23 protein-coding genes are annotated in these 21,149 nt (G+C 62.5%); 4 read left to right on the forward strand and 19 right to left on the reverse strand.

The features are described from left to right. Positions 1-839 (forward strand): sulfite exporter TauE/SafE family protein (locus tag NKH57_RS14560; RefSeq protein WP_352945017.1); only part of this gene is annotated, 839 nt, incomplete at its 5' end. A 43-nt stretch (positions 840-882) separates the two neighbouring features. Here NKH57_RS14560 and NKH57_RS14565 read toward each other — a convergent pair. From NKH57_RS14565 to NKH57_RS14590, 6 genes are all read right to left on the reverse strand, one after another. Next, on the reverse strand, positions 883-2,220 hold the full coding sequence (locus tag NKH57_RS14565; RefSeq protein ID WP_352945019.1) for a cation diffusion facilitator family transporter: 1,338 nt from the start codon (positions 2,218-2,220) through the stop codon (positions 883-885). 8 nt (positions 2,221-2,228) lie between these two features. Next, entirely contained in the window at positions 2,229-2,510 is a 282-nt protein-coding gene (locus NKH57_RS14570; RefSeq protein WP_023758556.1) for a metal-sensing transcriptional repressor, read from the reverse strand. A gap of 71 nt (positions 2,511-2,581) precedes the next feature. Further along, a complete protein-coding gene (locus tag NKH57_RS14575; RefSeq protein WP_280948946.1) occupies positions 2,582-2,716 on the reverse strand; it encodes a hypothetical protein in 135 nt (44 codons plus the stop codon). Next, complete coding sequence (locus NKH57_RS14580) at positions 2,713-3,039, reverse strand: NAD/NADP octopine/nopaline dehydrogenase family protein (protein WP_352945022.1); 327 nt, start codon at positions 3,037-3,039, stop codon at positions 2,713-2,715. Before NKH57_RS14580 ends, NKH57_RS14575 begins: the two co-directional genes overlap by 4 nt. After that, entirely contained in the window at positions 2,999-3,277 is a 279-nt protein-coding gene (locus NKH57_RS14585) for a hypothetical protein (RefSeq protein ID WP_023758552.1), read from the reverse strand. The genes NKH57_RS14580 and NKH57_RS14585 overlap by 41 nt, the downstream gene beginning before the upstream one ends. Positions 3,278-3,534: 257 nt before the next feature. Continuing rightward, positions 3,535-3,858, reverse strand: coding sequence for a hypothetical protein (locus NKH57_RS14590; RefSeq protein WP_084025720.1), 324 nt, complete (start codon positions 3,856-3,858; stop codon positions 3,535-3,537). A 278-nt stretch (positions 3,859-4,136) separates the two neighbouring features. On the opposite strand from NKH57_RS14590, the gene NKH57_RS14595 reads away from it, so the two are divergent. Then, complete coding sequence (locus NKH57_RS14595; RefSeq protein WP_352487311.1) at positions 4,137-4,349, forward strand: hypothetical protein; 213 nt, start codon at positions 4,137-4,139, stop codon at positions 4,347-4,349. A 368-nt stretch (positions 4,350-4,717) separates the two neighbouring features. Here NKH57_RS14595 and recQ read toward each other — a convergent pair whose 3' ends face one another. Both recQ and NKH57_RS14605 read right to left on the reverse strand, forming a co-directional pair. Continuing rightward, positions 4,718-6,553, reverse strand: a complete 1,836-nt coding sequence (recQ, locus tag NKH57_RS14600; protein WP_352832566.1) for a DNA helicase RecQ — start codon at positions 6,551-6,553, stop codon at positions 4,718-4,720. Then, positions 6,553-7,314 (reverse strand): sulfotransferase family protein, encoded by a 762-nt coding sequence (locus tag NKH57_RS14605; RefSeq protein WP_352832605.1) that lies wholly within the window; start codon positions 7,312-7,314, stop codon positions 6,553-6,555. The genes recQ and NKH57_RS14605 overlap by 1 nt, the downstream gene beginning before the upstream one ends. Before the next feature lie 356 nt (positions 7,315-7,670). Here NKH57_RS14605 and NKH57_RS14610 point away from each other — a divergent pair, with 356 nt between their 5' ends. Further along, entirely contained in the window at positions 7,671-9,092 is a 1,422-nt protein-coding gene (locus NKH57_RS14610; protein WP_352945025.1) for a coniferyl aldehyde dehydrogenase, read from the forward strand. A gap of 174 nt (positions 9,093-9,266) precedes the next feature. Here the strand turns inward: NKH57_RS14610 and NKH57_RS14615 are convergent, their stop codons facing one another. The 8 genes from NKH57_RS14615 to uxaC all read right to left on the reverse strand — a co-directional run bounded on the left by NKH57_RS14615 (position 9,267) and on the right by uxaC (position 16,384). Then, positions 9,267-9,602, reverse strand: coding sequence for a cupin domain-containing protein (locus NKH57_RS14615; protein ID WP_352731972.1), 336 nt, complete (start codon positions 9,600-9,602; stop codon positions 9,267-9,269). Between the two features lie 12 nt (positions 9,603-9,614). Beyond that, positions 9,615-10,379, reverse strand: a complete 765-nt coding sequence (gene kduD, locus NKH57_RS14620; protein WP_352945027.1) for a 2-dehydro-3-deoxy-D-gluconate 5-dehydrogenase KduD — start codon at positions 10,377-10,379, stop codon at positions 9,615-9,617. Next, complete coding sequence (gene kduI / locus NKH57_RS14625) at positions 10,376-11,227, reverse strand: 5-dehydro-4-deoxy-D-glucuronate isomerase (protein ID WP_352832559.1); 852 nt, start codon at positions 11,225-11,227, stop codon at positions 10,376-10,378. Before kduI ends, kduD begins: the two co-directional genes overlap by 4 nt. Positions 11,228-11,248: 21 nt before the next feature. Beyond that, a complete protein-coding gene (locus NKH57_RS14630; protein WP_023762486.1) occupies positions 11,249-12,025 on the reverse strand; it encodes a FadR/GntR family transcriptional regulator in 777 nt (258 codons plus the stop codon). A gap of 68 nt (positions 12,026-12,093) precedes the next feature. After that, positions 12,094-13,374, reverse strand: a complete 1,281-nt coding sequence (locus tag NKH57_RS14635; protein WP_352945030.1) for a TRAP transporter large permease — start codon at positions 13,372-13,374, stop codon at positions 12,094-12,096. Further along, positions 13,374-13,901, reverse strand: coding sequence for a TRAP transporter small permease (locus tag NKH57_RS14640; RefSeq protein WP_352945032.1), 528 nt, complete (start codon positions 13,899-13,901; stop codon positions 13,374-13,376). The genes NKH57_RS14635 and NKH57_RS14640 overlap by 1 nt, the downstream gene beginning before the upstream one ends. A gap of 59 nt (positions 13,902-13,960) precedes the next feature. Continuing rightward, entirely contained in the window at positions 13,961-14,938 is a 978-nt protein-coding gene (locus tag NKH57_RS14645) for a TRAP transporter substrate-binding protein (RefSeq protein WP_352945034.1), read from the reverse strand. A gap of 33 nt (positions 14,939-14,971) precedes the next feature. After that, positions 14,972-16,384 carry a glucuronate isomerase gene (gene uxaC / locus NKH57_RS14650; RefSeq protein WP_502907295.1) on the reverse strand — a complete coding sequence of 471 codons (1,413 nt, stop codon included), beginning with the start codon at positions 16,382-16,384 and terminating at the stop codon, positions 14,972-14,974. 144 nt (positions 16,385-16,528) lie between these two features. On the opposite strand from uxaC, the gene NKH57_RS14655 reads away from it, so the two are divergent. Continuing rightward, on the forward strand, positions 16,529-18,049 hold the full coding sequence (locus tag NKH57_RS14655; protein ID WP_352945036.1) for a mannitol dehydrogenase family protein: 1,521 nt from the start codon (positions 16,529-16,531) through the stop codon (positions 18,047-18,049). 53 nt (positions 18,050-18,102) lie between these two features. On the opposite strand, the gene NKH57_RS14660 is transcribed toward NKH57_RS14655, so the two are convergent. From NKH57_RS14660 to NKH57_RS14670, 3 genes are all read right to left on the reverse strand, one after another. Beyond that, entirely contained in the window at positions 18,103-18,510 is a 408-nt protein-coding gene (locus tag NKH57_RS14660; protein WP_352731983.1) for a F0F1 ATP synthase subunit epsilon, read from the reverse strand. 98 nt (positions 18,511-18,608) lie between these two features. Next, positions 18,609-20,165 carry a F0F1 ATP synthase subunit beta gene (atpD, locus tag NKH57_RS14665; RefSeq protein ID WP_352945038.1) on the reverse strand — a complete coding sequence of 519 codons (1,557 nt, stop codon included), beginning with the start codon at positions 20,163-20,165 and terminating at the stop codon, positions 18,609-18,611. A gap of 69 nt (positions 20,166-20,234) precedes the next feature. Continuing rightward, a complete protein-coding gene (locus NKH57_RS14670; RefSeq protein ID WP_352945040.1) occupies positions 20,235-21,119 on the reverse strand; it encodes a F0F1 ATP synthase subunit gamma in 885 nt (294 codons plus the stop codon). Positions 21,120-21,149 lie beyond the last annotated feature (30 nt).

A 21,149-nucleotide genomic window follows, 5' to 3' on the forward strand; every position in this document is an offset into this window, starting at 1 on the left:
ACCTGAAACCGTCGGGCCTTTCCTGCGGAAATTTGGTGATTCCTCCAGTAATTTCAGCAGCTTACCGTTTATGGACGGGCACTAGACTAAGCCTCCTGGCGTTGGCGGGGTTCCTCACCTGGACACTGAACACCCTCTCGGCCGGAGGCGGGGGTCTGTTGCTGATCCCCGCAGTGGCTTTCATCACAGGCAGCGCGGCGGTTGCGCCGGTCATCACCTTGACAGAGCTCATCGGCAATCCCGTCCGCGCCCTGGCCTTTCGGCGCGACATCGATTGGAGCCTGGTCCGTTGGTACCTGCCCGGCGCCATCGCCGGTGCCGCGGCGGGCTCCTGGCTCTTCGCCAACAGTCGGGCGGAATGGCTCCAGATACTCATAGGCATCTATCTGATCAGTGCAGTCTGGGAATTTCGCGGCGGCGCGCGCGAGCGGAGCTACCGCGCCCGCCGCTGGTGGTTTCTCCCGGCCGGCCTGATCGTCGCCCTGTTGTCGGCGCTGATGGGCACTGTGGGACCCGTCCTGAATTCGCTTTATCTGAACTACGGTTCGGAGAAGGAGACGTTGGTCGCCACGAAATCCGTGAACTCGTTTGTGACCGATGTCGTGAAGATCGCGGTATTCACCGGACTCGGCGCGCTCGGTGGTCAGGCGGCTATATACGGCATAGCCGCGGGTTTGGGCGCCGCGCTTGCCAATCTGCTGGCCAAGCCCTGGCTCGAACACCTGAGTGGACAACAGTTCCGCCGCCTGGTGGTCGCGCTCATGGCTGTGAGTGGAGCGCTGATGATCTGGAACCAGCACAGCTTCGTTGTGCAGGCCTGGCGCGCGGCCGCGCCCTAACCGGCTCAGGTTGGAGAAGCTTCGCCCGGTTCCGCCAGTCGACCTAATGATGGTGACCTTCGGGCTCGACCATCTTGAACCGCAGCACCTGTTCGCGATCTTTCGCAATCAGCACCAGACTTGCCTGGAACTCATGCGGCTCGGCAGGAGCTACGGTGCTCTCAAGGCGGTGATGGTTGTCGCCGACAGGTTCGAGGCGAATCGTTTCTGGCCCGCCGGACCGGTCGATGAATACCGTCGCCGTCAGATCGTCGGCATGCCGGTCGATCGTCAGCCGCATCCGCTCGCCAGCCGGTGTATCGACGATCTCTAACGTGCCAGCAGCCAGATCGCAGGCGACCTTGAAGGGCTCCGGCGCATGATGGTGAGCACCAGAGGTTTCCGCGCCAGTGGCCGCCAGCCCGGCTGGGCTCACCAGGCCGACATTGGCTTCCGCCAACGCCGGCAAGTGGGCGAACAACTCCTCCTTGAGGGCTTCGGTTACGCCCAGCACGTCATTGGCCGTCGCCCCATGCGGAATACTGATGGCGACGTCGGCGTGCAGGCGATGTCCGATCCAGCGTGCCTGCACGCCTTCAACGCGCCCGATGCCCGACACGTGTTCGGCGGCATGATGGATTTCGTCGATGACGCCGGGTTCGACTCCGTCGAGCATGCGCGTCAACACGGCTTTCGACGACTGCCAGACGATGGCGAAAATCGCCACGGTGATCAGCAGCCCGATGATCGGATCGGCAAGCGGAAAGCCCAGCCAGACGCCGATAGCGCCGAGCACGACCGCCAGGCTGGTGAAGCCGTCGGTGCGGGCATGATAGCCGTCCGCGATCAGGGCTGCGCTGTTGATCTCTCGCCCGACGCGGATACGAAATACGGCGACCGCTTCATTGCCGATGAACCCTATGAGGCCGGCGATGGCGACCCATCCGAGAAATGCGATGGGACGCGGCTTGATCAGCCTGTCGATCGCCTCGTAGCCGGCGACGATGGCGCTGAACAGGATGATGAGAACGATGACGATCCCAGCCAGATCCTCGACCCGGCCCAGTCCGTAGGTGAACGTCTTGCTCGGTTTGCGGCGGGCCAGCACGAAGGCGATCCACAGCGGAATGGCAGTAACCGCGTCGCCGACATTGTGGATCATGTCGGCCAGCAGCGCCACGCTGCCGGAGAGGAACACGACCACAAGCTGGAGCGCTGCCGTGATGGCCAGAACGACGAATGACCATTTGATCGCCCAGATGCCGCGCGTCGTCGTGGCGATCGTCGGGTCGATGACGCCATGGGTGTGGCCATGGCGACCATCACCGTGGTCATGTCCGTGGCCGCTGAAGCCCTCTGTCATAGGGCCGAAGCCGAACCAGTCCCGCACTCTACCAAGCATGACGTTACTCACAGGTACTTGGTAATATCCTTGAACTCGTCGATCGAGCGGCGCTGCTCGCGCGCCAAGGGCCCGACGACGTCTTCAAGGCAATGGTTGAGATGATCCTGGATCAGGGTCTTCTTGGCTTGCGAGATGGCCTTCTCGACAGCATGAAGCTGCTGGGCGAGGTCGAGGCAGGGCCGGCCCGCTTCGATCATGTCGATGACGCCCTTGAGATGTCCATCGGCCCTTTTCAGGCGCTTGACGATATCGGGATGGGTTTCGTGGATGTGGGATTGGCCGCTCATGCGACGGATACTATCCTCCTGGAGGGGATGTAACAAGCCTCAGAAGGCCTTGATCGCAGCCCTTTGTCTCGTCAAAATCCTTTACGGCAAAGGTTTTCAATATCAGCTTTTGCCAGTCCTTCGATGCCGAGTGCTGGAAGGATATTATTGTCTCCTTTGAGATCGCGACCATAAGCGGCCGAGAATATGTTGATTTCCAGCCTCATGAAGGATTTGCTTGGTTTCCGCTGATCTTCCCCAAGAGTTCCGTCGGCAGCAGCCCGAAAGGAACGTCCTCCAGAACATAGCGACTTTCGATAGTTGACGGGCCCAAGCCGCCGCGGCCTTGGCGATCCATCTCCTGGTTCATTTCCGAAACGTTGCCCATAGGGACGTGAAACGATATTCCTATCTTGGGAATGTAAAGCCGCATTGATATGGCCCCGGATGCGGTTTTCGTTCCGCTGTCAACTCGAAGGCGGACCCGGTGCCCGCCTTCGACGGTCGGCCTAGCTGCCCATCTTCTTCGCCATCGCGCAGAATTCTGCATGCGACTTGTTAAGCGTGGTATCGCCGCAGTCTTTCAACACCGCCTTCTGTTCATCGGGCTTCATGGCCATCCATGCGGTCTTGAAATCCTTTTCAGTCCTCAACGTTTTCATCCCGGCGTCCGTGAAGAACGGTGACATCTTTGCCGGATCGTCGAGTGCGGATGTGTTGCCAGCAGCTGCGGCGCCCGCCATCATCGCAAGCGCCATCGCGCCCATTGTGAGCATTTTCATGTTCATTGTTTCCTCCGTCGTTAGGTCATTCAGCATGACCTTTGGGGAAACGTGGATCACTGAACTCGGTTCCCAGCGCGTTCCATTAGCCCAACCCCTGCATGATGAATTTGTAGATCGTGCCTACAAAAAAGCCCGCCGCTGTTGAGGGTGAGCGACGGGCCTTGCTATGGCGGCACTGTAACACAGCCGCCTAGGAATGATGCCCCAGATGGGAAAGGAAAGCAGACATGATCGCAGTGTGGTTCGCTATCCCGGCGCGTTTAGTTGGGATCGCCGGACCTTGAGCCCCCGTGGGCACCGCCACCGGCATTGTCGGATCCGCCGCGCTGGTTGTCGGACTGACCTCGCCCGAACTTATAGCCGCTATTGGAGGAGCCTACGTGAACGTGATTCTTGTCACCTGATCCTTTACCGGGACGTGATCCACTTGATTTGGCCACCGCCTCAGAGTTCAAACTTGTGCCGAGCAGAAGTGTTATGGCTGGCGGCGTCACGGCCGCGAAACGGCCAGCCTTCTTCAGAAAGTCGCGGCGCGCTTTGGCCTCCGGAACCTGCTTGTTTTGCCCTGTGCTTTCGGTTGCCATTTCAGCACTCCTTTAAGCTACCCTAGTCTTGCATTGCAAAAAATAACATTGCTCCAAAAGGCTTAGGATAGCGGGTTTCAAGTCTTGATCAGTAGGGAATGGAAACGTTAGTGGGACGCGCATGCCGAAACCAAAATGCTGACTTAAATTCAAATTGCGCACTACCGAGAGCTCGTCAAAGAGTGGGCGCGAGCCCGTAATTTGACGGAACGCGATAGGCATTTCGCGTATCAGTCCGACCTCCTGTATGCTCGGCGCAAGAGCATGGGAGAAAAGCCGTGTCCCGAGAGCGTGACGCGCGTATGTGGCGCGAGGCCGGGAAACTTGTGGAATCCGGCGACTACGAAGGGTGGCAGGTCATCGAATGGGAGCTTCGCAAAAGAGGGTTCCCACGCGCCAAGCTATTGCTTGATAACGATCGGATCCGCGACAAATTGGATCAGCTCTGCAAGAGCGCACAGGCGCAACGCGCCTATGCCAACCGGACCTAACGGCCAGAAGCGCCCGCCGCTGTGATCGGCAATGCGTCCGCGCGTTGCGACGAGTCTAACGATCTGCGATCTGCGAAACCAAGACGCGGCTCTGGTTTCGGCGTCGCTTTGCTCAGATCGCCGTCGTGGTCATCCTATCAACCGCCACGATTATCACCATCCGGACCTGTTGTTCGGGCCACAGTGGTTTTCCGAAAGGAAGAGCACAACGGCAACAAAGCAGATCAGGAGAAGCGTCGCAAACGTGTTCGCGATCATCTCACGAGGCATCCAATGATGAGCGCCCGCTACTAGGGTGGCGCAATGACGGGCGCCCCATCTGCTGCGTGGCGACCGTCCTGTCGTCGAGCAGACCAGTCTCGCAATCCTCAGGCCGAGCCATCGAATTGATGCCCCGCAATCACGCTCAAGAAAACCTGCCCGAACTCCTTCAGCTTTGCCGCGCCCACGCCATTCACTTCGGCGAAAGCGTCGAGATCGCGCGGGCGGCGCTCGGCCATGTCGATCAGCGTGCGATCGGAAAATACGACATAGGCAGGCACCTGGCGCTCTTTGGCCAGGCGCAGGCGCAAGGATTTGAGCGTGGCCAGCAGAGATGCATCCACGCCTTCCGCGTTCATACCCTCGGCCGCTCGCATCTTGCGCAAGGCGCGGCTGCGCACCTCTACACGATAGTGGAACGGCATCTCGCCACGACCGAGTGCATGGCCCTTTTCGGCGATGGCGAGACCACCATGGCCGCTCGGATCCGGCTCCAGGAAACCGCCCGCGGCGAGCTGCCGGATCAGCGACAGCCAGAAATCCTTCTTGTGCGCCAGCCCGCTGCCGAAGCTGGCGAGCCTCTGGTGGTTCCTGGCCAGCACCTTCTCGGTTTCATGACCGAGCAGAATGTCGATGACATGGCCGGCACCGAAACGTTCGCCGCTCTGTGCGATGGCCGCCAGGATGGTCCGTGCTTCCGCTCCGCCATCGGCGCGCGGCGCCTGGTCGAGACAGGTGTCGCAATTGCCGCAAGGCTGCGCTTCCTCCCCGAAATAGCCCAGCAGCACCTGGCGGCGGCACTGCGCCGTCTCGCAATAGCCGATCAGCGTGTCGAGCCGGCGATGCGAACGCCTTTTGTGCTCGACGGCGGCATCCTCGTCGTCGATGAACAGCCGCCGCATACGGATGTCGCCAAGGCCGAACAGCATATGCGCTTCCGCATCCCGCCCGTCGCGGCCGGCGCGGCCGATCTCCTGGTAGTAGGCCTCCAGGCTGCCCGGCATATCTGTGTGGAAGACATAGGCGACGTCAGGCTTGTCGATGCCCATGCCGAAGGCGATGGTCGCCACCATGACGACACCGGACAAAGTCATGAAAGCGTTTTGATTCGCATCACGCGCCTCCTTGCTCATGCCGGCATGATAGGCGAGCGCGGTGACGCCGTTCTTTTCGAGGAAGGCTGCCATCTCTTCTGTCTTCTTGCGCGACAGGCAGTAGACGATGCCGCTGCGGCCGGGATGACGCTCGACGAAGCGCAGCAACTGGCGCTTGCTATCCTGCTTGGCCTCGATGGCAAGCTTGATATTCGGCCGGTCGAAGCCCAGCACCAGGGTTTCGACACGCTCGGCGAACAGCCGGGCTTCGATGTCGGTGCGCGTGCTCTCGTCGGCGGTCGCGGTCAGCGCGATGATCGGCACATTGGGGAAAATGCCGCGCAGCCGCGACAGGTCCTCATACTCGCGCCGGAACGCCGGGCCCCATTGCGAGATGCAGTGCGCCTCGTCGACGGCGATCAGGCTGATATCGAGCCTGGCCAGCGCGTCGAGCATCCGCTCGGTCATCAGCCGCTCCGGCGCGAGGTAGAGCAGGCGCGTCTGGCCCGAAGCGACGCGTCGCCAGGCGGCGATATTGGCGTCGCGGTCGATCGAGGAGTTGATCGTGTCCGCCGCCACGCCGGCAAGGCGCAAGGCGGCGACCTGATCCTGCATCAACGCCACCAGCGGCGAGACGACAATGGTGAGCCCGCCCAGAACCAGCGCCGGCACCTGGTAGCAGAGCGATTTTCCGGCGCCCGTCGGCATGACAGCCATCACATGCCGCCCGGCCAGCAGCGCATCCATGACATCGGCCTGGCCGGGGCGAAAATCATCGAAGCCGAACACGTCCTTCAGGACGCGCCGCTTGGGATCCTGCTCTTCTGTCGCGATGACAGCCGCCTGCATCACGGAGCGTCCGTGGTCGGCGCGCTTACCGCCATGTCGTACCCGAACTCGGCACAGAAGCGCCCGACGCGGGCGAGAAATGCCGGCGACAGGCCCCTGAGATAGGTCCGCAATTCTTCACTGCTTTCCCATTTTCTCAATGATGTCACCCGAATCGGATTGTCCAGATCCTCGCTGAAGCGAACCCGCGGCGTCAGCCCGAACGACTGCGCGATCCTCTCCTGCATGGCATCGGGCGCGCCGACCATGTCTTCGTAGCGGACAAAAAGTATCTGCCTGTGCGGCTGTGCCTTCTTCAGCTTTATCAGCGCATCGTATTCGGCCAGCCAGCGATGCGGCGTGACGTGGAACCGACGCTCGTTGCGTGTTTGCGGATGCGAACTTGTCAGCGTGTCGAATGGGTGGCGCACGCAGTAAATCAAGCCAATGGACGCAGGCAACTTCGCCAAATGCGCAAAGCTGCGCGCATCGCGCTTGACGACGAGGTTGGATTCCGGCCGGTCCAGCATGTCCAGGATTGTGTATCGCGCTTCAGGCGGATGGACGAAAGTGTCCTCGAAACACCTCATCAGCCGCTGTGTCAGTGTCGTCCCGCTGCGCGCACAGCCCGAGATGAAAATTCTGTTGGCCGGCGTCGCGCGTGCGTATGTGCGTGTTTGCATGCGCCGTTTCAGGGACAGCGGTACCAGCCGCTGAAACTCCCGCACGACCCTCCGCGTGGCCGCACCGAACGCAACCTCAAGCCTGTGAGCGCCCTTCATCCGCAATTCCGCTTGCACAATACGGCGACCCGATCTTGCATCAGCGCCACCCAGTGCAAAACCTGCCGCTTGGGGTCCACGGCCAAGATGCTCGTCGCCCGCGCTTGCATCAGGCAGACACCGAGCCGACATTTCGTGAATTGGAGAGGATGTGGAAACCGGTCAAAACGACTCTCCGCATGGGCACCTTGCCTTAGCCCAGCAGGCATCGGACCACAACAGGAACAGGTCAGTATAACAGGCCAACCGATCGGCGGCATCGAGCAAGGGCGGGCCTTCCCCAAGGGCACCCGCACCCCGCTGGTTCCCTCACGCACTGCGATGTAAGCTCGGCCCGGCAAGCCAGGGAGGGCGCGATGCTGCAGACCAGACAGGATGTTCTCGGCGAGCGATTCCGGTTGCAGCGAGCCGCCTTCGAGACGCAGCCCTTTCCCGAAATTGGCGTCCGCAAGGATCGCCTGAAGCGCCTGCTGGCGCTGACCGCGCGGCATGAGGCCGAGGTCTGCGCGGCGATCGACGCCGACTTCGGCGGCCGTTCCGCTCACGAGACGCGGCTTGCGGAATTGTTTGTCGTGCGCGCCGGCATCCGCCACGCGCTTTCCCATCTCAGCGGCTGGATGCGCGAACGTCGCGTTGCCACCACCATGCCGTTCCTCCCGGGCCGAAATCGCCTCATCGCGCAGCCGCTCGGTGTCGTCGGCATCGTATCGCCCTGGAACTACCCCTTCCAGCTCGCTGTTGCGCCGGTGACCGGCGCCCTTGCCGCCGGTAACCGCGTGCTCATAAAACCTTCCGAACTGACGCCGGCATTTTCGGCGCTGCTGGCCGAACTCGTTGCAGAGCATTTCGCGCCCGATGAGCTCAGCGTCATCACCGGCGATGCCGAGATGGGAAAGGCGTTCGTATCGATGCCTTTCGATCATTTGCTGTTCACCGGCTCGACATCGGTCGGACGCCAGGTCGCGATCGCGGCGGCCGCCAACCTGACCCCGGTTACGCTCGAACTCGGCGGCAAGTCGCCGGCGATCTTCGATCCGTCATGCTATCTCGACGCGGCGGTATCCAGCGTCGCCTATGGCAAGCTATTGAATGCCGGGCAGACCTGCATCGCACCCGACTATCTGCTGGTGCCGAAGGGACAGGCAGAAACGATCGCTGCCAAGCTCGCAATGGCGATCGCGAAGCTCTACCCGACCTTGCGCGACAACCCCGATTATACCGCCATTATCAGCGACCGGCACCACAAGCGCCTGCGCGACATGATCGTCGAGGCGCGCGATGCCGGCGCCGAAGTCACCGAGATCAACCCGGCCGGAGAGGAACTTGGTGCCACAAGCCGGAAATTGCAGCCAACCCTGGTCCGCAACGCCGGTGCAAACCTGCGGTTGATGCGCGAAGAGATTTTCGGGCCGGTGCTGCCGATCGTCGAATATGACGGGATCGACGAGGCGATCGGCCATGTGAACCGGGCGGACCGGCCGCTTGCGCTTTACTGGTTCGGCCGCGACAGCGGCAATCGTCGACGCATCCTGCATGAGACGGTCGCCGGCGGCGTCACCATCAACGACTGCATGCTGCATCTGGTGCAGGAGAACCAGCCTTTCGGCGGCGTCGGCGCCAGCGGCATGGGCGCCTATCACGGCGAATGGGGCTTCCGCACCTTCAGCAAGGAGAAGCCGGTTTTCCATCAATCCCGCCTGAGCGCCGGGGCCTTGCTGCGCCCGCCCTACGGCAAGACGTTCGAGCGGCTTTTCAGCCTGCTCCGGCACATCACCTGACCGAATGCAGCCGCCCAGCCATCACGACCATCCGCGCATTAAGACTATCTTCACCATCATGCGGCAGCTTCCGCATCCTGCGGTCATGTCTTGAGTACCGCGGCGCCACAAGCGCCCAGGCAACAACCCGCGCCTCTTCAGGGGCGCGGGTCTTCCCTCCTCGATCTCCCACCGTTAAGCGAGGAAATCGGCCCGATGCGGCGTAAAGCTGTCGACCAGCCGCCCCGCTTCGAGCGCCTTGACGCCGTGCACCAGACCGGAGGGCACGATGAAACTGCCGCCGGCCGCAATGGTTTCGGTCCGGCCGTCGATGGTCACCTCGAAGCGACCCTCGGCGACGTAGCTTGCCTGCACATGCGGGTGCGAATGCAGGGCGCCGACGCCACCCTTGTCGAAGCCGAATTCGACCATCATCAATTCATCGGTGTGCAGGAGAACGCGCCGCCTGTTGCCGTCCGGCGTCGCCGTCCACGCGCCCTCGCCGGCATGCGCGAAAATCTTTGCGGTCATCTTCTTCTCTCCTCATCGCGCCAGCCAGCCGCCATCCACCGGCACCACCGCGCCATGCATGTAGTTCGACGCCGGCGCCAGCAGGAACACGGCGGCATCGCCAATGTCTGCCGCTTCGCCCCAGCGGCCGGCCGGTATGCGCGCCAGGATGGCGGCGCTGCGGTCGGGATCGGCGCGCAGCGCCTGCGTGTTGTTGGTCTCGATATAGCCCGGCGCGATGGCGTTGACGTTGATGCCCTTTCGCGCCCATTCGCAGGCGAGCAGCCGGGTAATACCGAGCACGCCATGCTTCGAGGCGGTATAGGACGCGACCCGGATGCCACCCTGGAAACTCAGCACCGAGGCAATGTTGACGATCTTTCCCTGGCGCCTGCCGGCCAGGACACGCCTGGCAAAGGACTGGCAGAGCAAGAAAGCCGTCTTCAGATTGACGTCCATGACGTCGTCCCAATCGGTCTCGCTGAGATCGACGGCATCGGCGCGGCGGATGATGCCGGCATTGTTGACCAATCCGTCGAGCGGACCGCTTTCCTCCCAGATACGGTCGAGCAACGGACCCGCTGCCGACGTATCGGCAAGGTCAGCACTCACCGCCTCGAATTGCCCGCCCATCGCGGCGACCCTGCTTGCCGTATCGTCCATCGACGAGCGGCCGACGCCGATCACCACGCCGCCGGCGCGTGCGATCGACACCGCGATGCCCTGGCCGATGCCGGTGTTGGCGCCGGTCACCAGGATGCGCTTTCCGGCAAGGCTGAAGGCGGAGAGGTCGCTCACCGCAGATCGTCCAAGCTTACCGGATCGACATCGGTATAGTCGACATTGTCCCCGGCCATCGCCCAGATGAAAGCGTAATTGGAGGTGCCCGCGCCCGAATGGATCGACCAGCCCGGCGACAGCACCGCTTCCTCGTTGCGCATCACCAGATGGCGTGTCTCGTCCGGCTCGCCCATAAAGTGGAAGACGCGCGCCGTCTCGGCCAGGTCGAAATAGAGATAGGCCTCCATGCGCCGGTCATGCACATGGCACGGCATGGTGTTCCACACCGAGCCCGGCGCCAGCTGCGTCATGCCGACCACCAGCTGGCAGGTCTTTGCACCCTCGGCATGGATGAACTGGAAGATCGAGCGTTCGTTGCAGGCATCCTTGCTGCCGAGATCGAGGCGCTTGGCATCGCCGATGCGGATCAGCCGGCTGGGCCAGGCGTGATGCGCCGGCGCGCTGAGCAGATAGAATTTTGCCGGCACACCCTTGTCCGCCGACGCGAACGACACGTCGGCTGTTCCCATGCCGAGATAGAGCATGTCGCGCGCCTGCAATTCAAAGGACTGGCCGCCGGCCTCGATGACGCCTGCCCCACCGATGTTGACGGCGATCAGCTCGCGGCGGTCGAGGAAGTTCTTGGTGCCAGTCGGCTTGATCGCTTCCAGTTGAAGCGGCAAGCCGGTCGGCACGGCGCCGCCGACGATCATGCGGTCGTAATGGGTGTAGGTCAGGCTGATGCGGCCGGGCTGGAACAGGCCGTCAATGTGGAAATTGTGACGCAGCTCATCGGTCCCCATCGCCGCGGCGGCGACCGGATCGATGGCAAATCGTGAGGTGAAGTCGGTATGGCTCTGGCTCATTATAGTCCTGATTTGAGATGATTATTCGCCGCTAGCGGCGGCTTTGACCGAGTCGGTGTAGAAAGCCTGACGCGCATGCAGGCGCTCACGATAGCGCTGCTGGCTGGCGGTGAGGTGTTTCCGCATGGCCTCACGCGCGGCCTCGGCATCGCCCGATGTAATGGCGTTGAGGATCACCAGATGCTCGCGCTGCAGCCCGCGCTGGTAGCTGTCGGACTGCACAAGCTCGGTCGACCAGGGAGAAGTCACGTCGCACGGAATGGCACGCCGGCCGAGCACGTCGAGCATCTCGACATAGAACGGGTTGTTGGTGGCGCTGGCGATCGCGCGGTGGAAGGCGAGGTCGGCCGGGCCGGTCGGCTCGCTGGCGAGCAGCAGCCGCTCGAACTCGAAGAACGCTTCCTGGATCGCCGCCTCCTGCGCGGCGTTGCGGCGGATGGCGGCGATCCCGGCCGATTCGATCTCGATCGCAAGCCGCACTTCGAGCACGTTGAGCGCGATCGAATCCTTGCTGCCCATGTCGGCGGCCAGCGCGCCGAACATCGTTGAGATGTGCTCGGTGACGAAGACGCCGGCGCCCTGGCGCGGCTCGACCAGCCCATCGGCGGCAAGCTTGGCCAGGGCTTCGCGGATAACGGTGCGGCTGACGCCGAAGGTCTCGGTCAGCTGGCCCTCGGTCGGCAATTTGTGGCCAGGCTGAATCTCGCCCGCCTGCAGCTGCCTGCGGATCGCCGCGACGACGGTTTCCGACAGTTTGGGTTTTCTCTCGACCTTGAGGTCGGTTGCGGCAGCGGACACGTGGTGGTCTCCTTAAGCAATCCCGGAAAAGCGTGAAACGGTCTTCCGTCCGGAATTGCGTCAAAACTCTAGTGGAACAGGCTCGGCAGCCACAATGAGATCTCCGGTATGTAGGTGACAAGCATCAACACGACGAAGGCCGCGCCGTAGAACGGCCAGATCGAGCGCATCGCCGTCCAGATCGGGATCCGTCCGATGGCGCAACTGACGAACAGCACCGCCCCCACTGGTGGCGTGCACAGGCCGATGCCGAGATTGAGGATCAGGATGACGCCGAAATGCACGGGGTCTACGCCATAGGCCATCACCACGGGCAGGAAGATCGGCGTGGTGATGATGATCAGTGGCGACATATCCATGAACGTGCCGAGGATAAGCAGCACCACATTGATCATCAGCAGGATGACCAGCTTGTTGTCGGACACGGACTGCAGGAAGGCGACGAGCGCAGCGGGGACCCTGAGATAGGCCAGCAACCAGCCGAAGGCGGCAGCACAGCCGATGATCATCAGCACCATTGCCGTCGTGCGCACGGCCGCCGTTGTGGCGGCGACGAAGTCGTTCCAGCTCATCGAGCGGTAAATGACAAGCGTCACCAGGAAAGCGTAGACGATGGCGATGCACGAGCTTTCAGTGGCCGTGAAGATGCCGGAGCGGACGCCGCCGAAGATAATGCCGATCAGGACCAGGCCTGGAATCGCGGCGACAAGCAGTTGCAATGCGCGGCCGAAACCCGCGAACGGCTCGGTCGGATAGCCGCGACGGCTGGCGACCCAATAGGCGGTGATCATCAGAGACAGCGCCAGCAGCAGGCCGGGTATGACGCCCGCGGTGAACAGGTCGGCGATCGAGATGCGCCCGCCGGCAGAGATTGAATAGATGATCATGTTGTGCGAGGGCGGGATCAGCAGCGCAATGATGGCGCCGACGGAGGTGATGTTGACGGCATAGTCGATGCCATAGCCGCGCGCCTTCATCTGCGGGATCATCAGCCCGCCGACCGCCGAAGCATCGGCCACGGCCGAGCCGGAAATGCCGCCGAACATGGTCGAGGCAGCGATGTTGACCTGCCCCAGCCCGCCACGCAGGTGACCGACCAGGGAACCGGCCAGCGCCACCAGCCTGGCTGCGATACCGCCACGCACCATCAGGTCGCCGGCGAAGATGAAGAACGGGATGGCCATCAGCGAAAAAACGCTGACGCCGGAGTTCAGACGCTGAAACACCACGAGCGGCGGCAGGTCCAGCACCAGCACCGTCGCGAAGCTGGCGACGCCGAGGCAGAACGCGATCGGTGTGCCGATGACCAGCAGGAAGACGAAGGTGCCGAACAGAACCGTCAGTGCCATCACAGACCCTCCTCGCCCGTGGCGTACTGATCGGCATCGACCGGCAGTCCTGCAAACCGCCCGGCCAGCCGCTCAAGCGAAAACAGGCAGACAAGCGCGCCGCCCAGGACGACCGGCAGGAAACCGACGCCGCCCGGGAAAGCGAGAGACGGCATCACCGTGTTCCAGGTCAGCCTGGCAAGCTGGACGCCGTAGACGATCATGCCGGCGCCGAAGGCGAGCACGACGATATCCGAAATGCTGCGCAGCACCGCCTTGGCGGCGGTCGGCAGGAAATAGAGCAACACATCGAAACCCAGATGGGTGCGCTCGCGAACACCGACCGCTGCACCCAGGAAGATGAACCAACCCATCAAAAGCACCGAGAAGGGTTCCGTCCAGCTTGGCGAACTGTTGAGGATATAGCGCGAAAATACCTGCCAGAAGATGATCACCGTCATCAGGGTCAGCCCGATGCCGCTGACCCACAGCGCAAGCCTCGCCAATCCTGACAGCAGCCGCTCTATTGCGAGCCAAAATGGTTTCATATGCGCGCCTCCCCCTAATGATGGCGCGGACAACGCGCCATCATTAGCCACGAACGAATTTACTTGGTTGCCTGGATACGCGACGCGAGGTCTTTCAACTCGGGCGTCGACAGATACTTGTCGTAGACCGGCTTCATCGCATCGATCAGCGGCTGTTTGTCGATCTCGCTGACCTTGACGCCGGCCTTCTCGACGATGTCGTGCGACTTCTTCTCCTGCGCGTCCCACAATTCGCGCATCTTGACGACGCTGTCTTTTGCCGCTTGCCGGACGATCGCCTGGTCTTCCGGCGCGAGTTTGTCCCAGCTCGCCTTCGACATCACCAGCACTTCCGGAACGATCTGGTGCTGGTCCATGGTGTAATGCTTGGCAACCTCATAGTGCTTGGCGGATTCGAAGCTCGGCCAGTTGTTCTCGGCGCCGTCGATGACACCGGTCTGCAGAGCCGAATAGACCTCGCCATAGGCCATCGGCGTGGCATTGGCGCCCAACGCGTTGACCATGTCGACGAACACATCGGACTGGATGACACGGAATTTCATGCCCTTCATGTCGGCCATCGAAGTGATGTCCTTCTTGGTGTTGTAGAAGGAGCGGGCGCCGGAATCGTAGAAGGCGAGGCCGACGAGGTCATGCGCCTCGAAAGCCTTCAGGATCTCATCCCCGATCGGCCCATCCATCACATGACGCATATGGTCGACCGACCGGAACATGTACGGCAGGGACGGAACCGCCGTTTCCGGCACGACGCCGTTGAACGGTCCCATCGAGACGCGGTTGAGGTCGATGACGCCGGCCTGGGTCTGCTCGATCGTGTCTTTTTCCTCTCCGAGTTGCGCCGAATGGTAGACCTCGACCGAATAGCGGCCATTGGTGCGCTGCTTGATCAGGTCGCCCATGTATTTGACCGCCTCGACGGTCGGATAGCCGTCGGGATGGGTATCCGATGACCTCAGCACGGTGTCGGCATTGGCAATGCCGACCAGCAGCGAGCCGAAGGCAAATGTGGCCGCCGTCAATTTCGAAAAATGCAACATGACTTCCTCCCTTTTAAGATCGTAGCGCCCGGCTCAGAGCCGGTACGCCTTCTTCGCAAGCGTGTAGGCAAGCTCCCGCGCCAGCTCATGCGCCTCGTCCTCGCGCAGCCTGTGCTCGGCGACGAGACGCGCGAGGAACGCGCAGTCGACCCGGCGCGCCACATCGTGACGCGCCGGAATGGATGGGAAGGCGCGGGTGTCGTCGTTGAAGCCGACGGTGTTGTAGAAGCCGGCCGTCTCGGTGGTCATCTCGCGGAAGCGCCGCATGCCTTCCGGGCTGTCGTGAAACCACCAGGCCGGCCCTAGCTTCAGCGCCGGATAGACGCCGGCAAGCGGCGCCAGTTCGCGCGCGTAGCTGGTCTCGTCGAGCGTGAAGAGGATGATCGTGAGGTCGCGTTCCAGCCCGACGCAGTCGAGCAACGGTTTCAGCGCCGTCACATAGTCGGTCCGGGTCGGGATATCGAAACCCTTGTCGCGACCGAATCTTTGGAAAACGGCCGTCGAATGGTTGCGCCAGGAACCGGGATGGATCTGCAGCACAAGCCCGTCGTCGAGGCTTATCTTGGCCATCTCGGTCAGCATCTGGGCGCGGAACAGTTTCCGCTCGCGCTCGTCGTCGGAACCGCGGCGAATCCGATTGAACAGCTCCTCGGCCGCCGCTTCGGAGAGATTGGCGGTCTCCGCCGTTGGATGGCCGTGATCGGACGAGGTCGCGCCAAAACTCTTGAAGAAGGCGCGCCGCTGGCGGTGCGCATCGAGATAGCCGGTCCAGTTGCCGGTGTCGCAGCCGGTGATTTCGCCGAGCCGGTCGAGATTGGTTGAAAACCCCTCGAAATCTGGATCGACGACGGCATCGGGCCGGTAAGCCGTCACGACGCGGCCCTGCCAGCCACTGTCGCGGATCATCTGGTGCCATTTGAGATCGTCGAGCGCACCCTCAGTCGTCGCGATGACCTCGATGTTGAAGCGCTCGAACAGCGCGCGCGGGCGGAAATTCTCCCACTGCAGCAGCGTTGCGATGGTGTCGTAGTGGCTGTCGGCGGTCGCCGCGTTCAGCGGTTCGCCGATGCCGAACAGATCGGCGAGCACATGATCGAGCCACAGCCGGGTCGGCGTGCCGCGAAACAGATAACAGTGCTTGGCAAAGCGCCGCCAGATCGTCCGGCCGTCGGTCTCCACCGGCGCGCCGTCGAGCGTCGCCACGCCGAGATCCTCGAGGCGAACCCCCTGGCTGAACAGCATGCGGAAGATGTAGTGGTCCGGCACGATGAGCAATTGCGCCGGATCCGGGAACGGCTCGTTCAGCGCGTACCAGCGCGGATCGGTATGACCATGCGGGCTGACCAGGGGCAGATCCTTGATCCCGGCATAGAGATCGCGGGCGATCGAGCGTGAATGCGCCTCGGCGGGAAACAGCAAATCCGCATTGGTCAGTGCCACGATCATCCTCCCAGGCGGCTATTTGGTAGGGTCGACAAGAAATAATGTCAACATACAAAAACTCGCTTGTTGTATGATGACTTTCGGTCCCATTGTGTGGCAGAAGTCTGGATGTTACGCCGCTTGCCGACCACTCCCCGAGGGCGATTCATGCCATCCGAACAGACCAGCCGCGCCACGACGCCAAAACGCCTTTCATCGATAACGGCGGGGACATTGCCGGCTTCGGTCGTGACACCTTCGTATGATCGCAGCCACGTCGTCCCGGGCATCGTGCATCTCGGTGTCGGCGCCTTCCATCGCGCCCATCAGGCGGCTTATGTCGATGATTGCCTGGCGGCCGGCGAGACAGGCTGGGGCATCGTCGGCGTGTCGCTGCGCAGCGCCGACACGCGCGACGCGCTCATGCCGCAGGATGGGCTCTATACGCTGGCAATCAGAAGCAGTGGAACCGAAAAGCTTCAGGTCATCGGCTCGATCGCCTCGATGCTGGTGGCGCCGGAAGACCCAAGCGCGGTGCTGGCCGCGCTGACCGATCCGCGCACGCGCATCGTCACGCTGACGATCACCGAAAAGGCCTATCTGCGGGCGGCTGGCGGTGGATTGGACGCCGCTCATCCCGATATCGTCAACGACCTGGCAAATCCGAGCATGCCGAAGACGGCGCATGGTTTTCTGGCCAAGGCGCTTGCCCGGCGACGCGCCGCCGGCACGCCGCCCTTCACCGTGCTGTGCTGCGACAACCTGCCGGCCAACGGGGCCACGCTGCACCGGCTGCTGATTGAATTCGCCGAAATGCGAGATGCCAGGCTCGGCGCGAAGGGCGATGCCACACTCGCCAAACACATCGCCGATGCGGTCGCCTTTCCGTCGAGCATGGTCGACCGCATCGTACCCGCGACCACCGATGCCGACCGGGCGCGAATCGCTGTCGAGCTTGGCGTCGAAGATGCATGGCCCGTCATGACCGAGCCTTTCTGCCAATGGGTGATCGAAGACAATTTCCCAGGCGGCCGGCCGGCCTGGCAACAGTTCGGCGTCACCATGGTCGACGACGTCAGGCCGTTCGAAGACATGAAGCTACGCCTGCTCAACGGATCGCATTCGGCGATCGCCTACCTCGGCCTGCTCAACGGCCATGCCACCGTCGATCGCGCCTTCGCCGATCCGGCGATCCGAGCCTTTGTCGATGCGCTCTGGGCCGAGGCCGTGCCGACATTGCCTAGAAATGCCGGGCTCGACACGGCGAGTTATACGGCTGAACTGACCGAGCGGTTTTCGAACACCGCTCTTGCCCATCGCACGGCGCAGATCGCCAATGACGGCAGCCAGAAATTGCCGCAGCGCATCGTCGCTTCCGCCCTGGAGAGCATCGAAGCCGGCGCTGTGCCCGAACACCTGACACTGGCGATCGCCGCCTGGATCGCGGCCTGCGAAGCACGCGGCAAGACCTTGCCGGAGAGCCATTTCACCGATCCGCTTGACGCGGCGTTGACGGCAATCGGCGACAAGCGCCTGTCGGCCGCGGAAACCGTCGTGTCGGTTTTTGATCTGGCTGGCTTTGCCAAGGAGGAGTCCGGGCACGCAAATGTGATGGATCTCACGACCGCCCATCTCGAACAGTTACGCCGTGGCGGACCGGCTGCTGCTTTCGCTGCATTGGGCATCTAACAAAAAAAAGCGAGGCAAGGCCCCGCTTTTCGATCAATCGTCTGAAGCAGACTTTAGGCTGGCAAGATGGCAGCTTCCAGCGTGGTGAGCTGGCTAAGGAACTGTTCAGCCTTGCTTCGCACCTGGTCGTCCTTGGCGTCGGCGGCGTCTTCCCTGGCTTCCTGGATGCGGCGCGCGAGATCGGCGCGGTCGACATCCTTCACCGCGACAGCCGATTCCGCCAGCAGCGTGCAGCCGGCCGGAACGATGTCGGCGAAGCCGCCGAACACCACATAGCGTTCTTCGCCGCCCGCCGCGGTCTTCACAGTGACGACACCCGGCTTGATCGTGGTCATGACCGGAGCGTGATGCGCCATCACGGTCATCTCGCCTTCGGCGCCCGGAATGACGACGGATTCAACCTCGGCGGAAACAAGCAGACGCTCCGGCGAGACCAGTTCGAACTTGAAAGCTTCAGCCATGTCAATTTAGCGAATAGCGAATAGCGAGTAGCGAGTAGTCAGAAGAATTCGCCGGCCCATATTCCCTATTCGCTACTCCCTATTCGCTATTCGCTTGATTACGCCGCTTCAGCCGCCAGGCGCTGTGCCTTCTCGACCGCTTCCTCGATGCCGCCTACCATGTAGAAAGCAGCTTCCGGGAGGTGATCGTAGTCGCCGTTGCAGAGGCCCTTGAAGCCCTTGATGGTGTCGGCGAGGTCGACCAGCTTGCCCGGCGCGCCGGTGAACACTTCGGCGACGAAGAAGGGCTGCGACAGGAAGCGCTCGATCTTTCGGGCGCGAGCCACGGTCTGCTTGTCCTCTTCCGACAGCTCATCCATGCCCAGGATGGCGATGATGTCCTGCAGCGACTTGTAGCGCTGGAGGATCGACTGCACCTGGCGCGCGACGCCATAGTGCTCTTCTCCGACGACCAGCGGGTCGAGCATGCGCGAGGTCGAATCGAGCGGATCGACGGCCGGGTAGATGCCCTTTTCGGCGATGGCGCGGTTCAGCGTCGTCGTCGCATCAAGGTGAGCGAACGAGGTCGCTGGCGCCGGATCGGTCAAGTCGTCGGCGGGCACGTAGATGGCCTGCACCGAGGTGATCGAACCCTTGGTGGTGGTGGTGATGCGTTCCTGCAGCGCGCCCATGTCGGTGGCGAGCGTCGGCTGATAGCCGACCGCCGACGGGATACGGCCGAGCAGAGCCGACACTTCCGAACCCGCCTGCGTAAAGCGGAAGATGTTGTCGACGAAGAACAGCACGTCCTGGCCCTGGTCACGGAAATATTCGGCAACAGTCAGGCCGGTCAGGCCGACGCGGGCACGCGCGCCCGGCGGCTCGTTCATCTGGCCGTAGACGAGTGCGGCCTTGGAGCCTTCGCCGCCGCCCTTCTTGTTGACGCCGGATTCGATGAACTCGTGATAGAGATCGTTGCCTTCGCGGGTGCGCTCGCCGACGCCGGCGAACACCGAGTAGCCGCCATGCGCCTTGGCGATGTTGTTGATCAGTTCCTGGATCAGCACGGTCTTGCCGACGCCGGCGCCGCCGAACAGGCCAATCTTGCCGCCCTTAGCGTAGGGAGCCAGCAGGTCGAGCACCTTGATCCCGGTGATCAGGATCTGTGCTTCCGTCGACTGCTCGACATAGGTCGGAGCCGGCTGGTGGATGGAGCGCATTTCGATCGCGTCGACCGGGCCTTCTTCGTCGACCGGCTCGCCGATGACATTGATGATGCGGCCGAGCATGCCCGGGCCGACCGGCACGGTGATCGGCGCGCCGGTGTCACGCACGTCCTGGCCGCGAACCAGACCTTCGGTCGAGTCCATGGCAATGCAGCGCACGGTGTTTTCACCCAGATGCTGGGCAACTTCGAGCACGAGGCGGTTGCCGACATTGGTCGTCTCGAGCGCGTTCAGGATCGCCGGCAGGTGATCGCCGAACTGCACGTCGACAACGGCGCCGATGACCTGGCGAACCTTGCCTACAACGCCGGTTGCCTTGCTCGCCACGGCGGCCGTGTTGGCCGGAGTTGCCTTCGCTGCTGGAGCCTTGGCCGCCGCCTTCGCGGGGGCTGCGGTCTTCGCGGCTGCTGCCTTCGGAGCTGCCTTCTGGGGGGTCGCTGCTTTCGCCATCGTCTTTACCCTTTTTCGTCCTTTGTTTCTCACGCGGTCCGGTCGCGGGCGAAAACCCGCGAACCGCGCCTAGAGCGCCTCGGCGCCCGAAATGATTTCGATCAGTTCCTTGGTGATCTGCGCCTGCCGCTGGCGGTTGTAGGTGATCGACAGCTTGTTGATCATCTCGCCGGCGTTGCGCGTCGCATTGTCCATGGCGCTCATCTTGGCGCCCATTTCGCCGGCCGCGTTTTCGAGCAGCGCCCGGAAAACCTGCACCGAGATGTTGCGCGGAATTAGGTCGGAGAGAATTTCGCTCGGCTCCGGTTCGTATTCATAGACGGCGTTTCCGCCATCCGTCACTTCCGCCTGAGCCGAAGCAACGCCCGCCGGAATGATCTGCTGCGCTGTCGGAATCTGGCTGATCACCGACTTGAACTGCGAATAGAACAGCGTGCAGATGTCGAAGCTGCCCTCGTTGAAGAGCTGGATGACCTTCTTGGCGATAGCATCGGCGTTGACGAAACCAAGCGTCTTGACCTCGCGCAGATCGACGCGGTCGATGATCAGCGACGCATAGTCGCGGCGCAGGATGTCGAAACCTTTCTTGCCGACGCAGATGATCTTGACGTGCTTGCCGTCGGCCAGCAGCTTGCGGATATGGTCTCGCGCGTGACGGGCGATCTGCGAATTGAAGCCGCCGCACAGGCCGCGCTCAGCAGTGCAGACGACGAGCAGATGCACGTCATCCTTGCCAGTGCCGGTCATCAGCGCCGGGGCATCGCCGCCGCCGCCGATTGCCTGGGTGATGTTGGCCAGCACGGAACCCATGCGCTCCGAATAGGGGCGCGCCGCTTCCGCGGCCTCTTGCGCGCGGCGCAGCTTCGCCGCGGCGACCATCTGCATCGCCTTGGTGATCTTCTGCGTCGCCTTGACCGAGGCGATGCGGTTACGAAGGTCTTTTAATGAAGGCATGCTTCAAACCTGATCCCGTCTTGTCTCATC

It is taken from the genome of Mesorhizobium sp. M1050, from assembly GCF_040318715.1.
Lineage (GTDB): Bacteria > Pseudomonadota > Alphaproteobacteria > Rhizobiales > Rhizobiaceae > Mesorhizobium.

Bases quoted from the DNA above. Each gene is read 5' to 3' on its own strand.
- NKH57_RS14645 (WP_352945034.1), bottom strand. From the start codon at position 14,938: ATGTTGCATTTTTCGAAATTGACGGCGGCCACATTTGCCTTCGGCTCG.
- atpD (WP_352945038.1), bottom strand. From the start codon at position 20,165: ATGGCGAAAGCAGCGACCCCCCAGAAGGCAGCTCCGAAGGCAGCAGCC.
- NKH57_RS14640 (WP_352945032.1), bottom strand. From the start codon at position 13,901: ATGAAACCATTTTGGCTCGCAATAGAGCGGCTGCTGTCAGGATTGGCG.
- NKH57_RS14585 (WP_023758552.1), bottom strand. From the start codon at position 3,277: ATGAACATGAAAATGCTCACAATGGGCGCGATGGCGCTTGCGATGATG.
- kduI (WP_352832559.1), bottom strand. From the start codon at position 11,227: ATGAGCCAGAGCCATACCGACTTCACCTCACGATTTGCCATCGATCCG.
- NKH57_RS14590 (WP_084025720.1), bottom strand. From the start codon at position 3,858: ATGGCAACCGAAAGCACAGGGCAAAACAAGCAGGTTCCGGAGGCCAAA.
- NKH57_RS14575 (WP_280948946.1), bottom strand. From the start codon at position 2,716: ATGAGGCTGGAAATCAACATATTCTCGGCCGCTTATGGTCGCGATCTC.
- NKH57_RS14660 (WP_352731983.1), bottom strand. From the start codon at position 18,510: ATGGCTGAAGCTTTCAAGTTCGAACTGGTCTCGCCGGAGCGTCTGCTT.
- NKH57_RS14565 (WP_352945019.1), bottom strand. From the start codon at position 2,220: ATGCTTGGTAGAGTGCGGGACTGGTTCGGCTTCGGCCCTATGACAGAG.
- NKH57_RS14570 (WP_023758556.1), bottom strand. From the start codon at position 2,510: ATGAGCGGCCAATCCCACATCCACGAAACCCATCCCGATATCGTCAAG.
- NKH57_RS14605 (WP_352832605.1), bottom strand. From the start codon at position 7,314: ATGAAGGGCGCTCACAGGCTTGAGGTTGCGTTCGGTGCGGCCACGCGG.
- NKH57_RS14610 (WP_352945025.1), top strand. From the start codon at position 7,671: ATGCTGCAGACCAGACAGGATGTTCTCGGCGAGCGATTCCGGTTGCAG.
- NKH57_RS14655 (WP_352945036.1), top strand. From the start codon at position 16,529: ATGCCATCCGAACAGACCAGCCGCGCCACGACGCCAAAACGCCTTTCA.
- NKH57_RS14670 (WP_352945040.1), bottom strand. From the start codon at position 21,119: ATGCCTTCATTAAAAGACCTTCGTAACCGCATCGCCTCGGTCAAGGCG.
- NKH57_RS14580 (WP_352945022.1), bottom strand. From the start codon at position 3,039: ATGCAGAATTCTGCGCGATGGCGAAGAAGATGGGCAGCTAGGCCGACC.
- recQ (WP_352832566.1), bottom strand. From the start codon at position 6,553: ATGCAGGCGGCTGTCATCGCGACAGAAGAGCAGGATCCCAAGCGGCGC.
- NKH57_RS14615 (WP_352731972.1), bottom strand. From the start codon at position 9,602: ATGACCGCAAAGATTTTCGCGCATGCCGGCGAGGGCGCGTGGACGGCG.
- NKH57_RS14635 (WP_352945030.1), bottom strand. From the start codon at position 13,374: ATGGCACTGACGGTTCTGTTCGGCACCTTCGTCTTCCTGCTGGTCATC.
- uxaC (WP_502907295.1), bottom strand. From the start codon at position 16,384: ATGATCGTGGCACTGACCAATGCGGATTTGCTGTTTCCCGCCGAGGCG.